Source organism: uncultured Streptococcus sp., from assembly GCF_963511325.1.
GTDB lineage: Bacteria > Bacillota > Bacilli > Lactobacillales > Streptococcaceae > Streptococcus.
In genome coordinates, this window is record NZ_CAUPII010000007.1 from 38,522 (window position 1) to 51,581 (window position 13,060).

11 protein-coding genes, 1 pseudogene and 1 other annotated feature are annotated in these 13,060 nt (G+C 39.4%); all 12 genes and pseudogenes read right to left on the minus strand.

The window, feature by feature from the left end; translation table 11 throughout:
- Window positions 1-177 precede the first annotated feature (177 nt).
- A pseudogene (locus RQ973_RS03620) lies at window positions 178-846 on the minus strand (B3/4 domain-containing protein).
- A gap of 77 nt (window positions 847-923) precedes the next feature.
- Window positions 924-1,310 carry a VOC family protein gene (locus RQ973_RS03625; RefSeq protein WP_075231568.1) on the minus strand — a complete coding sequence of 129 codons (387 nt, stop codon included), beginning with the start codon at window positions 1,308-1,310 and terminating at the stop codon, window positions 924-926.
- 57 nt (window positions 1,311-1,367) lie between these two features.
- Window positions 1,368-1,727, minus strand: a complete 360-nt coding sequence (gene rplT / locus RQ973_RS03630) for a 50S ribosomal protein L20 (RefSeq protein WP_000124830.1) — start codon at window positions 1,725-1,727, stop codon at window positions 1,368-1,370.
- Window positions 1,728-1,778: 51 nt separating this feature from the next.
- Window positions 1,779-1,979: a 50S ribosomal protein L35 gene (gene rpmI / locus RQ973_RS03635; RefSeq protein ID WP_001125942.1), complete on the minus strand. Its 201-nt coding sequence runs from the start codon at window positions 1,977-1,979 to the stop codon at window positions 1,779-1,781.
- A gap of 32 nt (window positions 1,980-2,011) precedes the next feature.
- The gene (gene infC / locus RQ973_RS03640) at window positions 2,012-2,542 is read right to left on the minus strand and encodes a translation initiation factor IF-3 (protein ID WP_000848177.1); all 531 of its coding nucleotides are present in this window, start codon (window positions 2,540-2,542) and stop codon (window positions 2,012-2,014) included.
- 15 nt (window positions 2,543-2,557) lie between these two features.
- Window positions 2,558-2,688: a sequence feature (ribosomal protein L20 leader region), on the minus strand.
- An 86-nt stretch (window positions 2,689-2,774) separates the two neighbouring features.
- The gene (pgdA, locus tag RQ973_RS03645; RefSeq protein ID WP_311522772.1) at window positions 2,775-4,166 is read right to left on the minus strand and encodes a peptidoglycan-N-acetylglucosamine deacetylase PgdA; all 1,392 of its coding nucleotides are present in this window, start codon (window positions 4,164-4,166) and stop codon (window positions 2,775-2,777) included.
- A 115-nt stretch (window positions 4,167-4,281) separates the two neighbouring features.
- Window positions 4,282-6,009 (minus strand): septation ring formation regulator EzrA, encoded by a 1,728-nt coding sequence (gene ezrA / locus RQ973_RS03650; RefSeq protein WP_311522773.1) that lies wholly within the window; start codon window positions 6,007-6,009, stop codon window positions 4,282-4,284.
- 81 nt (window positions 6,010-6,090) lie between these two features.
- The gene (gene gyrB, locus RQ973_RS03655) at window positions 6,091-8,037 is read right to left on the minus strand and encodes a DNA topoisomerase (ATP-hydrolyzing) subunit B (protein WP_311522774.1); all 1,947 of its coding nucleotides are present in this window, start codon (window positions 8,035-8,037) and stop codon (window positions 6,091-6,093) included.
- A 29-nt stretch (window positions 8,038-8,066) separates the two neighbouring features.
- Window positions 8,067-8,630, minus strand: coding sequence for an HAD family hydrolase (locus tag RQ973_RS03660; protein WP_311522776.1), 564 nt, complete (start codon window positions 8,628-8,630; stop codon window positions 8,067-8,069).
- 105 nt (window positions 8,631-8,735) lie between these two features.
- On the minus strand, window positions 8,736-9,287 hold the full coding sequence (locus RQ973_RS03665; RefSeq protein WP_248034594.1) for a DJ-1 family glyoxalase III: 552 nt from the start codon (window positions 9,285-9,287) through the stop codon (window positions 8,736-8,738).
- 10 nt (window positions 9,288-9,297) lie between these two features.
- Entirely contained in the window at window positions 9,298-10,521 is a 1,224-nt protein-coding gene (locus RQ973_RS03670; RefSeq protein ID WP_153225409.1) for an FtsW/RodA/SpoVE family cell cycle protein, read from the minus strand.
- A gap of 32 nt (window positions 10,522-10,553) precedes the next feature.
- Window positions 10,554-13,007: a bifunctional DnaQ family exonuclease/ATP-dependent helicase gene (locus RQ973_RS03675; protein ID WP_311522778.1), complete on the minus strand. Its 2,454-nt coding sequence runs from the start codon at window positions 13,005-13,007 to the stop codon at window positions 10,554-10,556.
- Window positions 13,008-13,060: the final 53 nt, after the last annotated feature.

Genomic DNA, 13,060 nt, shown 5'->3' on the forward strand with positions numbered 1-13,060 from the left:
CTTGTAGAAAAAAGAACCATAGTTGAATTAACCGTGATTCCCATTCATTATTCTACCTCTAGGATAGGATTTGTGGTTGTCAAATGACTGATCTTACCACTAATACTCTTCGAAAATCAAATTCAAACCACGTCAGCGTCGCCTTGCGGTACTCAAGTACAGCCTGCAGCTAGCTTCCTAGTTTGCTCTTTGATTTTCATTGAGTATAACACCAAAATATTTCTCAATTTTAGTATGTAATTCTAGCATTGATTCTAGAGCTCGTGATGCCTGCTCTTCATTGATAGCTTCAATGACTAAAATAGCATCTTTGTTTTGGTTCTTTGGGCTTCACGCCAGTTTAAACAGCGACAAACCGCACCGTGGTCATCAAAATAAATCATTTCATCAGCTAATGCAGAAGCATCACTTTCAGACCCTAGTGGAAGAAGGATTCATTCCTTCGTGCTCTTCCAAGAAGTCACCAACAATCTTAGCTAAATCCTCTTCCCCACAAGGAACAGCGTAAGAAAGTAAGACGCTATTATAGATATCTACCAAAGGATTTATTGGATTAAATTCTCTTCCTTGACTCACACGCTTTAATAAAGCTTCAATAGAAGAACGAGCACCTTTTTCGGTTTTGAATTTAGTGAATGCCTGACGCCATTCTTGAATCACTTCATTCTGAGTAAAATTCTCATCTGCTATAAAAGTCCGGGCTTTTTTTGTTCCTTCATCTAATAAAGCTTTAAAATATGGATCGTCACTCTCATCAATAGTATTGTTGAGACCTTTTACCACCAATACAGAGATTTGAGCATCTGGAAATAGTTGCCAAAAATCATCTTTTACATGAACTTTCATGACCTTGCCTCCATTCTTTTTCTTTCATTCTACTACAAATTAAAAAAACGAGTAGCATACAAGCTACTCGATAGGAACTATAATGAATTTTCACGAATCACTTCTACCTTGTATCCATCTGGATCTTTGATAAAGTAATAGTTTGGTTGAGTCCCTGGAAGTCCATTAGGTGCTGTCACTTCATAGCCTTTTTCGCTATGTTCTTTGTGAAGAGCCTCAAGGTCAGGTGTGCTTAGGGCAATGTGAGCAAAACCGTCACCGACAACATAAGGTCCGTGATCATAGTTGTAAGTCAACTCCAACTCATAATCATCACCTTCAAGTCCAAGATAAACGATAGTGAAAGCATAGTCTGGAAAGTCTCTACGACGCAATTCCTTAAAACCAAAAGCATCTTGATAAAAAGCGATTGATTTTTCAAGATTTTCAACTCGCAAACAAGTGTGTAGCATTTTAGAAGCCATTTTTTTCTCCTTTGTTTAAAAAAGACTGGGACAAACTTGCACCAGTCTTATGAATAATTATTTACCAAGTTTTGCTTTAGCTGCATCTGCAAGAGCTGTGAAAGCTGCTGCATCGTTAACAGCCAAGTCAGCAAGCATTTTACGGTTAACTTCGATCTCAGCCAATTTCAAACCATGCATCAATTGTGAGTATGAAAGTCCGTTCAAACGAGCTGCCGCATTGATACGTGTGATCCACAATTTACGGAAGTCACGTTTCTTTTGACGACGGTCACGGTATGCATAGTAGTAAGAGTTCATTACTTGTTCTTTTGCAGTACGGAACAAGATGTGTTTAGCTCCATAGTAACCTTTTGCTAATTTAAGAATACGTTTACGACGTTTGCGTGATACAACGCCACCTTTAACACGTGCCATGTTTTATTTCCTCCAAATATTTCCTAGAATTCTTTACTTACAAATACGCGATTATTTCAAGCGAGTAAGCATTGCTTTGATACGTTTGAAATCTCCTGAATGCACCATAGATGCTTTACGAAGATGACGACGTTGTTTTTTAGTTTTTCCGTGGAAACGGTGAGATGTGTAAGCACGGAAACGTTTAAGTCCACCAGAACCTGTACGTTTGAAACGTTTAGCTGATGCGCGGTGTGTTTTTTGTTTTGGCATGATTTTTTCTCCTTTATTTAACTTTCTGACAATTATTTTTTGTCAGTTGCTGGCGCCAATTGCATGAACATTTGGCGACCATCCATTTTAGCACGTTGTTCGATGATAGCAATATCTTGTGTTGCTTCAGCAAACTCGGCTAAAACTTTTGCACCAATCTCTTTATGGGTGATCATACGCCCCTTAAAGCGAATGGATACCTTCACTTTGTTCCCTTTTTCGAGGAACTTGCGAGCATTGCGAAGTTTAGTTTCGAAGTCACCCTTGTCAATAACTGGGCTCAAACGAACTTCTTTCACGGTCACAACGCTTTGTTTCTTGCGTTGTTCTTTTTGTTTCTTCTGGTACTCAAATTTGAACTTGCCGTAGTCCATAATTTTTGCAACAGGAGGTTTAGCTTGAGGTTGAATGAGAACCAAGTCCACATTAGCTTCGTCCGCAAGTGCTTGCGCTTCGCTTAGTGGTTTGATACCCAATTGCTCACCTTCAAGACCGATTAAGCGAACTTCGCGTACACGAATTTCATCATTGATGAATAAGTCTTGCTTTGCTATGGTTTTCACCTCTTTTTTTAATTTAGAGAAAAACAAGAGCGGACTTGCTAACGCAAACCCGCACTACATGATTGTATTTCATTTCTGAAATTTGATCCGTAGGGGCCAGACAACGTTAGTCGCAAGGCGAGAAGTTCTCACTTCTGCTTTTCTCAACTTTTATATAATATCAAGTTTTCCCCTACTTGTCAAGATTAAAACTATCTTTTTTTAATTTTTTTAAATATTTGCCTACTGTGACTTACTGGTTACGAGAATAGTAAATCTCATGTGGCTTCAAACGAGTGTTGAGTAGATCTGATACAGTAACAAAACTATAACCTTGTCCCTGCAGATACTCAATTACCTTTGGTAGTGAATTAACAGATGTTTGATGAATATCATGCATTAAAATGATAGATCCATTGCTCACTTGGCGCTGAATTACTGTCAAAATCGCCGCTTCATTTTTACTCTTCCAATCCAAACTATCCACATCCCACATGATAAAGCTTAAATCAAGGCTATTGCGAATATCATCTGAGATTGCACCGTATGGTGGACGCATCAATTTAGAGCTTTTCCCAAGAACTTTTGTAATAGCATCTTCTGTATCCGTAATTTGTTTCTTAGCATCTTCCAATGACAGTTTTGTTAAAACCGGGTGATTCCAACTATGGTTTCCAACTTCATGACCTTCAGACTGCATACGTTTAAGGATTGACTCATTGCCTGCAATATTCTTTCCTTGAACAAAGAAGGTTGCTTTGATTTTATACTTGGCTAAAATATCTAAAGCTTGTGGAGTTGTCTTTCCATCTGGTCCATCATCAAAGGTAAGAGCTACTACTTTTTTATTTTTCTCAGCCTGAGCCTTCTTATAAAGTTCTGCATCCTTTTCAGTTAGATAGGACGATTGGATAACATCAAAGAAGTCTGAAATAGGCAAAGCTACTTCTTCTACATTATTAGTTGCTTTGATTGGATAAAGAACCAATTGACTATCTTTGTAAGCAAACTTCCAAGATGATAAATCGGTAGCTGAAAAATCGGCTATCACTTGATCTACAAGTGTTTGTTCAAGCTTTTTATCTTGAAGCGTTGACTTGATAATCTCAAGAAATGTTTCTTTGGCTTTGCTAGCATCTGTAAATAGCTGATCAAGAGTGAAAGGACTACCATCTTCTTTAAGGTAAAGCTGTTCCAATGAAGTGTTTTCCAATTCAACAACATTAGAATTACTTACGTCATAGGCCTGTTTTTTTATAAGGTGACTCTCAATACCTTTGATAGAGGATGAATCTTTTTCAGAATAGTAAAAAATCAAATGTTCTTTATCTTCTACCTTATCCGTGATATCTTTTACTATGATATCCTGAACAGAGGTAATGACCTTGTCCCCCGTCATAGGATAGTAGGTGATGATTTCTGCCTGCCCTTTACGAAAATGATCTTTCTGACTTCCTTGTGAATAGGAATCATCTTTTTCTTTTTTCAGTGCTTCAATTTTTTGCTCAAAAGCTTGCTTGGTAAGAACTTGATAAGTGATGGTTCCACCTAATGCCAAGATTGTGAAAAATAGAAGCCCCACAATAATCCATAAATTTCTCTTCTTCTTGTCGTTTACTTTACGGCTTGTTCTTTTTTTTGTCATAGTCTTATCATATCAAATCAAAACTATAATTTCAATGAAAAATAGGAAAATGTCCATTTTTTAGGAAAAGAAAGGTAAAAGAAAAATCCTAGATCTCCCTAGGACTTTCTTTTGTTTAGAAACGAATAGTTTCTCTTGTTTTTTCATAAGAAGAAACGAAGCGGTTTGTTACACCTGGCTCAGCAACTTCCAAAGCTTGGGAAATCTTTTCGAAAGATGCTTGATAATCAAAGGCATTTTCAAAGATTTCTAAAGATTCATGGAAGGCTTGTTGAATCCCTTCATCAAATGATCTGTAGCGGTTAGAATATTGAAGCAATTGCTCTGTCAAGGTTGCATATTGCACAATACTGTAAGTTTCTGTTTCCAAAACTTCCATATCATGTGATGCAATTTCTAGGATACGATTAACAGACTCAATGTTGACTTGTGACTGTTCCAACTCTGCCATCAAATCCTCAGTACTATGGCTAGCAGCAAAGAACAATTTCAAGAAGTTCTGTGGAATTCCTGGAAGATTTCTCTTTTCCATGTAACGCTTAATGGTGTGGAGTCGATTAACGTAGACATTTGCCTTTTGACGAGCATTGACATCGTCTTTTTCAATCTGTACTAGACGTTCGCTCACTGAAACTTGATCATCTTCAATTTCTTTTAATGTAGCTTGAACATTTTCTAAACGTTCTTCCAATACAGAGTAAGCTTCTGAATATTCCTCTTGTTCTGAAGTCAAATCACTAACTGTAACTTCTAGGGAATCCAAATCCACTTGAAGACGACGGACGTGATTTACATCACTCTCAGACATCAAGTAGGTCTTGCTCAAACGCTCGATATCTTTCACCAATACTTGATTGTTGTCTTTTAAGTGGTCAAGATAGGTTGGAAGTGTTGACAACAAGTTTTCAACAACTTTTTGAGAAGCAATCTCTCGTGTGAAAATATTATAGAGAGCATTGATTTCTTCTTGAATCTGAGTGTTTTCATATTCAGCATTGTCCAATTCCAATTTTTTAATATTTTCTTGGTTATTTTTCAAAGCTTCATACAATAACTGCAAACGTGATTCAATGTCAGTTTCTACAAAGTGATAGTTGGCATCAAGCAACTTACGATAGCCAGCCTCTAGATCTTCAAGTTGATCAGGGAGTTCAATCGTTAGTTTAGTAACAATTGCTGGAATTCTCTCTACGATATGTGTCAAAGCGAGAATATGGTTTTCAGCATTATCTAAAATTCCCGCTGCTTCAACTGGATCTCCTGAAGAGTTTAGCGTCACAAATTGAGAAAATTCTGATTGGATGTTCTCCAATTGTTTTTCAATTTCAGGAAGTGCTTGACCATATTTCTCAGAATCTTCAGCGACTGTTTTCTGCAGGCTTTCAAATAAATCTAAAGCATGCAAGACACGACCACTATTTTTTGATTCTTGTTTTTCTAGATCTGCCAAAGCATTTCGAATGGAAGCAATATCTTCTTCGATAAGGGTAATCTGGCTTTCAATTTGATCAATTTTGTGTTGAGCTTTTAAGAAGCGAAATGAATTATTGTACCCTTCTGCTTCAAACAGATTATTCTCAATATCTGCAAATGAGTTGAGGGATAGGTCTACCCATTTTTGGTTCCACTCTCTAAATGCAATCTGACTTTGACCAATCAGATGCATATTCTTAACAGCTTCAACTTCATCGTTAACTGGAAGGTTATACAACTCTTCCTTTCTTCCTTCTAGTACTGCGAGCCTCTTTTCATTTCGTTTGCGTAACAAAATCGCTACAACATAAGCAATGATCAGAAGAGTCGCGATTACAATCATAATAATAATCAACAGATTATCAGACATATCAAACTCCTTTTTATACTTGAAACAATTGTAATGATTATATCATATTTTTCAAACCATGGGAACTATTTCCAAATTTTTTTAAACGTCAAGCGTACTGTAAACAGCATTTTCTTCAATAAATTCTCGACGCGGTTCTACACGGTCACCCATGAGCATATCAAAGATTTTATCTGCTTCTGCAGCATCATCAACTGATACACGCGCCATGAGACGATGTTCAGGATTCATAGTTGTTTCCCAAAGCTGATGATCATCCATTTCTCCAAGACCTTTATAACGCTGAATAGTTGGTTTTGAACGTCCTTCACTATAGCGAGCTAAGGCTTCCTGTAGACGGGTTTCTTGATCTGCTCCAGGTTGGATGTATTCTTTAATTTCACTGCCGACCTTAACACCGTAAATTGGTGGTTGAGCGATATAAACATAACCTGCTTCTAAAACGGGTTTCATATAACGATAAATCAATGTTAACAAGAGGGTACGGATGTGAGCTCCATCAACATCGGCATCCGTCATGATAACGAGTTTTTGGTAACGGGCCTTGCTGACATCAAATTCAACACCAAAGCCTGTTCCCATAGCTGTGAAAAGGCTACGGATTTCTTCATTGGCAAGGATTTTATCCATGCTGGCCTTTTCAACGTTGAGGATTTTACCGCGAATTGGTAAAATTGCTTGGAATTCACGGTCACGACCAGACTTTGCAGAACCTCCTGCTGAATCTCCTTCGACGATGAACAGTTCAGTTTCAGCTGGATTGTTTGATGAACAATCTGCTAATTTCCCTGGAAGGTTTGAAATCTCTAAACCAGATTTCTTACGAGTAACCTCACGCGCACGCTTGGCTGCGACACGCGCCTTAGCTGCCAGAATCCCTTTTTCAACGATACGCTTAGCAATCTGAGGATTTTCCATTAGGAAGTCTGAAAATGCTTCACTAAAGAGTCGGTTGGTAATCTTGACAACTTCACTATTTCCAAGTTTAGTTTTCGTTTGTCCTTCAAACTGAGGATTTGGATGTTTAACCGAGATAACAGCAGTCAAGCCTTCACGGACATCCTCACCTGTTAGATTATCTTCATTGTCTTTGAGGAGTTTGTTTTTACGAGCGTAGTCGTTAATGACACGAGTTAGGGCTGTACGGAAACCTTGTTCATGGGTTCCACCTTCATGGGTATGGATGTTGTTGGCGAAACTCATGACATTTTCATGGTAACCAGTTGTGTACTGCATGGCTACTTCAACTGTGATGTCATCCATTTCTCCATCAGTGTAGATTGGCGTATCAAAAATGACATCCTTGTTTTCATTGATATACTCAACATAGCTCGCAATCCCACCTTCGTAGTGGTAGTGTTTTGTTTGTTCAAGCCCCTCACGTTTGTCAGTGATGGAGATTTGAAGGCCACGATTCAGAAAGGCTAGCTCCTGAATCCGCTTGTTTAATTTATCAAAATCAAAAGTTGTTGTTTCTGTAAAAATCTCTGGGTCTGGAATAAAGTGTACGGTTGTACCTGTTTTATCTGTATCTCCAATCACCTCAAGGTCAGCAACAACATGTCCACGACGGTATTCTTGGTAATGGATTTTTCCATTTTTGTGAACACGAACATCCAACTGAGTTGAGAGGGCATTTACAACGGATGAACCTACACCGTGGAGTCCACCTGAAACCTTGTAACCGCCACCGCCAAATTTACCTCCAGCGTGAAGAACGGTAAAGACAGTTTCAACGGCAGGACGGCCTGTCTTTTCTTGAATATCAACAGGGATACCACGTCCATCATCAACAACCGTGATAGAGTCATCTGGCTCAATAAAGACCTGAATATGACTAGCAAATCCCGCCAAGGCCTCATCGATAGAGTTATCAACGATTTCCCAGACTAGGTGGTGAAGACCTTCTTTTGAAGTCGATCCGATATACATTCCAGGACGCATACGAACGGCTTCCAGACCTTCCAAAACTTGAATCTGACTGGCATCATAATCCTGTGCCTGTTGGTTTTTGATTTCTTCTGTCATTTTTTCCCTTTTTCTTTTTTTCCTTTTTCTTACATGTCTAATACTTGTCTCAATGTCACGATATTTTCAAAGAGATGCGTCGCTAAGCCAGCTGCTTGTCCAGCTTCAATATCGATAGGACGGTCACCAATCACGATACCAGAACTAATCTTATACTTATCTCGCAAATAAATCATTGACTCTGGGTTTGGTTTTCTCTTGAAGCCAGAGCTAGCTGTTACTACTTCTGTAAAATAGTCAGCAATACCAGTCTTTTCAAGGATATCCAAAACTTGGTCATTGCGATGCGAAACTAAAAAGTTCCGTCCTCCCTGGTCTGAGATTTCCTCCAATAAAGCAGGTACTCCATCAAACAAGGCAGGATGTTCAAGCTCTCGCGCTTCGTTTTCCTTGTATTTTTCTAAAAAATGCTCTATTGTTGGGGCAAATTGGTCAATCGCAAAAGCAGTTGACACTTTCAAGGCATTGTAAACTTTATCATGTTCTTCTTCGATTCCAAATTGAGCTAACGTTTCCACAAAAGCCGCGGTCGAAGTCTCATAATTATCAAGTAAAGTTCCACCTAAATCCCAGATGTAATCGTGATATTTCATACCCTTCATTATAGCATTTTTTTATCAAAAAAGCGACGATTTCCTTCTATTTTAACAGTAAAAAACGAGAAGAATCCCCTAATTGATAGATTCCTCTCGTTTTAGTTAATCTATTCCAAACACATCACGATAGAGCATGGCTGCTCTCAAAGCATTTGCATCTCCACCAAGTTGTTCTACTAAGTTATAAGCAAAGGCAAGGGCAGTTGCTGGACCGCGACTGGTAGTCAACTGACCATCGACAACTACTGTTTCCTTTCGATAATGGCCATCAGTAATTTGCTCTTGGACACCATCATAGCAGGTGAACACTTTATCCTTGAGGAGACCAGCTCGATTCAGTACAATTGGTGCTGCACAAATGGCTGCTACTTTTTTACCAACTTGCTCACATTTTTGAAGTTCAGCAATCAATTGCTCATTATCACGCAAGTGAGCTGAACCTGGCATACCTCCTGGTAAGACAATCATGTCGTAGTCAGATAAATCACCATCAAACACACGATCTGCTTGTACTTGGATGGCATGTGATCCCGTCACTCGGTCTTCAAAACCAACCATATGACAAGTAATATTGGCACGACGTAATACGTCCACAACTGTTAGGGCTTCGATTTCTTCAAAGCCCTCTGCTAAGATAACTGCTACTTTAGCCATGATTTACTCCTTATTTAACTTTTTTCAAAACAACTTTCTTACGTTTAAATCTTGTCTTACCGCTCTTTTCTTCGGCTAGATGCGTTTGATAACTCATCGATAGAAGCAAACCAACACCAATCAGATTACTGATAATGGCCGATCCCCCTTGGGAAATGAATGGGAGAGGAATCCCTGTCAGAGGAAGGAGGCCTGTCACTGCACCGATATTTTCAAAGATATGGAACAAAAGCATCATAATAAATCCAGTTGAAATGTAGGTATAAAATTGGTTATTGGACTTCAGAGTGATTTTTAACATTCGATAGATAAGTAGGAGATAAAGTGTAATTACAAGGACAGATCCGATAAAACCAAAATCTTCTGCAATGACTGTAAAAATCATATCACTCTCACGAACGGGAATGAGGAGATTGGATACATTAAATCCTTGACCAAACAAGCCTCCACTACCGATGGCGATTTGCCCTTGGGCCTGTTGATAGGTGGTCGTTTGTGCATAATCAAATGGATTGAGCCAAGCAAGGATACGGTTAATCTGATAGGTTGGCATCCCGATTTGATGTATGAAAGCACGCCCATCTTTTGTGATGAAAATTGCCAAAAATCCTGCAATTCCCGATACAGCTGTTACAAAAATTGGAATGATGATTTTCCATGATACTCCAGAAAGCAAGACCAGTCCCGCAAAGATTGCGACAAAGACCAAGGCCGTTCCTAAGTCACTCTGCAGGGCCAGTAAACCTAAGACTGGCAGCGTGAAGATAATCATCCACAGTATCAAGAGGAAATCTAAAGGAATCGTTCGTTCACTTTCCTTGTGTTTCTGTGTGAATTGAACAACAACCCGAGCCAAGATCAAAATATAGGAAATTTTCATGAATTCGGAAGGTTGGAAAAGTGTCACTCCTCCAATTGACACCCAGTTTTTAGCCCCTGTTGCTGCCACTAAATTAGGATTGTAAAAAATCAAGGGTAAAACCATAAGGGCTAGACCTAGGGCATAAAGATAGGGAGTCGCCTGCCATAAAAATTTTGTATTAAAGAACATGACTACAAAGCTGATGATAATTCCCAAGACGATCCATGCTAGTTGCTGACCGAGAATTGGCCAAATATTATGTGGATAGTCATGACTGACAGCTATGTAAATAGCCACCACTCCAATCACCAGCAAACAGAATACTGGTAAAATCAAACTATAATCGACCCGAGAGTCGAGAGAACGTTTCATAAAGGTCTCCTTCATTCTTTCAGATGTTTATTTTATTTTTTGTGTAAAAATTCTTGAACTTTTGAGAATACTTGCTCTTTGCCAACTTCTCTCACTCGACTAGTCTGTGACAAGGCCTTGCTAATCTGCTTTCCATATCGTTTGCTTGTCATTCGGCTATCCAAGATAAGGACAGATGAGCGCTGTCCAAGACGACGCATGGTTCTACCAATCGCTTGTTTGAGGCGAATAATAGCCATCGGCAGTTGATAGTCATAGAAAGGATTTTTCCCTTCAATGCGAAGTTCCTGATTCATTTTTTTCGTAAAGGGATCTTCTGGATTTTGGAAGGGCAGGCGTGTCACCACTTCAATCACTCGAGGATGAGTCGCAAAATCAACTCCCTCCCAAAAACTTCCTGTCCCTAGTAAGAGTTGAGAGTCTCCTCTTTCAAATCGTTTCTTGAGTTGAGCAGGATCTCCGTTCTTATACTGGGCTAGATGAGTCAGAGATAGAGAGTCTGATACCTGCAACAAAAGGTCTTTTGAAGTAAATAAAACGAGCATGGGTTCTTCAAGATAGGACAAATCTTCCAGCACTTCTACAAGAGCCTGAGCATAGTCTTCTTGGGAGGTTTCTGTCACCAATGGAAAATCCTTAACGACCAAAATTTCTTGATTTTCTTGAAAATTCTCATCCAGTCTGTCAAAAGCTGCATGCGAGAATCCCATTAGTTCTGGTAAAGATACTCTGCTACTAATTTCCAAGGTTGCAGAGACAGCTAATAGCTGACAAGTCTCTGGAAAAATTTCAGAAAAGAGCAGACGTTGATTGCGACTGGAAGAAATGACAACCTTCTTGCTAGACAAGTCTGAGGCTGATAGCCAAAATTCTCCATCAGTGCAGAAAAAGCGCTGATAGTCCTGGAAACCTTGAACGTCTAGCTCAGAGAAATCCTGTTGGAGTTGTGCTATTGTAGTCGTCGGGCACATTCTTCGTTTGCCAGATAGGAACTGATCCATCAAGTGACAAAGCTCAAAGCGAATACTCTCCATCAAGCGTCTCTGAAGCATCCCTTTTTCGCGAACCAAGGCTTGATCTAGCTGGTCTACTATGTCGTTTAAAATGAAACTCTTTTGTAAAAGACTTTCCAAAGTTAGTAAGATCTTCTGGGCCTCATCCAAAATCAAGAGACGGCCCTCTAGTAGACTGGGATCATCCTCAAGTCGGGTAACGAGATAAGCATGATTGGTCACAAGTAGCTGGCAAGAGCGAGCTTTTTTCTGCCCCCGTCTCCAAAAATCCTCCAACCAAAAGAGAGAAGCTTTGGGAAGGTTCCCATCATGTACTAGATTTGGTAAAAACTGCTGGTAGCGATAGAGCTGTCCAATCTCATCTAAATCTCCAGTTTCTGTTTCGGTCAACCAAACTAGAAGTTGCATCTTGAAACGTGTGTACAAGCGATTGGACTCTTCTTCCTCTAGTGCATGATGAAAGGCATCCAGTTTAAGATAATTCTGTGGTCCTTTCAGACTATGAATCGAAAGGTGAAAGACCTCTTCCAATCTACGAGCTTCTTCTTGCATGACTTGATTTTGCAAGATTTTAGTCGGAACACTAAGGAGAATTCCTTTTTCATTTTCTAGTGATAAAGCGGGCAACAAATAGCCGTAGGTTTTTCCGATCCCCGTCTGAGCCTGAACAAAGGCAAGCTTCTCATTCTGTAGAAAAGTTTGAACCTTCTGAGCAAAGCTAGCTTGCGGAAGTCTATCTTCCAAATTCAACAAGGCAATATTGGTTTGAAAATCCTTGGAAAGTTTTCGTGGAGAAAGGACTGATTTTTCTTTTCTTAAAAATATACCTTGCACCTCAACCAAATCATGTTCTGCAAGGATTGACTGCTTCTGATAAACTTCTTCAATGACTAGATAAGACTCATATAATAAACCATCTGACAAGTTTAACAAGCGTTCCAACAAGCCTTTAGGCAGTTGAAACATTTTTTGACGCATACAGAGAAAGAGCTCTGCTGTTGCCTGAGCATCTGATAGAGCAGTATGGGCTTTTTCTAGTGAAATTCCCAACTCTTGACAGAGAATCCCCAGATTGTATTTTTCAAGTTGAGGATAAAACACCTGAGCCAATTCGACTGTATCGATACGGGGAGTACGCAATTCATAGCCCTCAAAAAAGAGGAATTCTGCTAATAAATTAGCATCGAATTGAACATTGTGCGCAACAAAAACACCGTCCTTGACCAAGTCAAAAATTTTTCCAGCCACCTGAGGAAACTCTGGTGCCTCTGCTAGTCGCTGGTCGGTCAAGCCCGTTAATTCTTTGATATGAGAATCCAAGGGTTCGTGGGGATTGACATCCGTTGCAAATTGGTCAACAATCTCGCCATTTTCAATGACCACGATTCCCACTTGGATAATTTTTGCCCTGCTTCCGGTACTGGTCGCCTCTAAATCCACGACAACGTACCGATCATTTCTAAAATTCATCATTAAAAATTATATCAAAATTTGCACCATTTGACACCCCTGAACTTGATTTGAAG

What these genes read in the sequence shown, in the direction of transcription:
- RQ973_RS03625 (WP_075231568.1), bottom strand. Translation starts at nt 1,310, where the DNA reads ATGGCTTCTAAAATGCTACACACTTGTTTGCGAGTTGAAAATCTTGAA.
- rplT (WP_000124830.1), bottom strand. Translation starts at nt 1,727, where the DNA reads ATGGCACGTGTTAAAGGTGGCGTTGTATCACGCAAACGTCGTAAACGT.
- rpmI (WP_001125942.1), bottom strand. Translation starts at nt 1,979, where the DNA reads ATGCCAAAACAAAAAACACACCGCGCATCAGCTAAACGTTTCAAACGT.
- pgdA (WP_311522772.1), bottom strand. Translation starts at nt 4,166, where the DNA reads ATGACAAAAAAAAGAACAAGCCGTAAAGTAAACGACAAGAAGAAGAGA.
- ezrA (WP_311522773.1), bottom strand. Translation starts at nt 6,009, where the DNA reads ATGTCTGATAATCTGTTGATTATTATTATGATTGTAATCGCGACTCTT.
- gyrB (WP_311522774.1), bottom strand. Translation starts at nt 8,037, where the DNA reads ATGACAGAAGAAATCAAAAACCAACAGGCACAGGATTATGATGCCAGT.
- RQ973_RS03660 (WP_311522776.1), bottom strand. Translation starts at nt 8,630, where the DNA reads ATGAAATATCACGATTACATCTGGGATTTAGGTGGAACTTTACTTGAT.
- RQ973_RS03665 (WP_248034594.1), bottom strand. Translation starts at nt 9,287, where the DNA reads ATGGCTAAAGTAGCAGTTATCTTAGCAGAGGGCTTTGAAGAAATCGAA.
- RQ973_RS03670 (WP_153225409.1), bottom strand. Translation starts at nt 10,521, where the DNA reads ATGAAACGTTCTCTCGACTCTCGGGTCGATTATAGTTTGATTTTACCA.
- RQ973_RS03675 (WP_311522778.1), bottom strand. Translation starts at nt 13,007, where the DNA reads ATGATGAATTTTAGAAATGATCGGTACGTTGTCGTGGATTTAGAGGCG.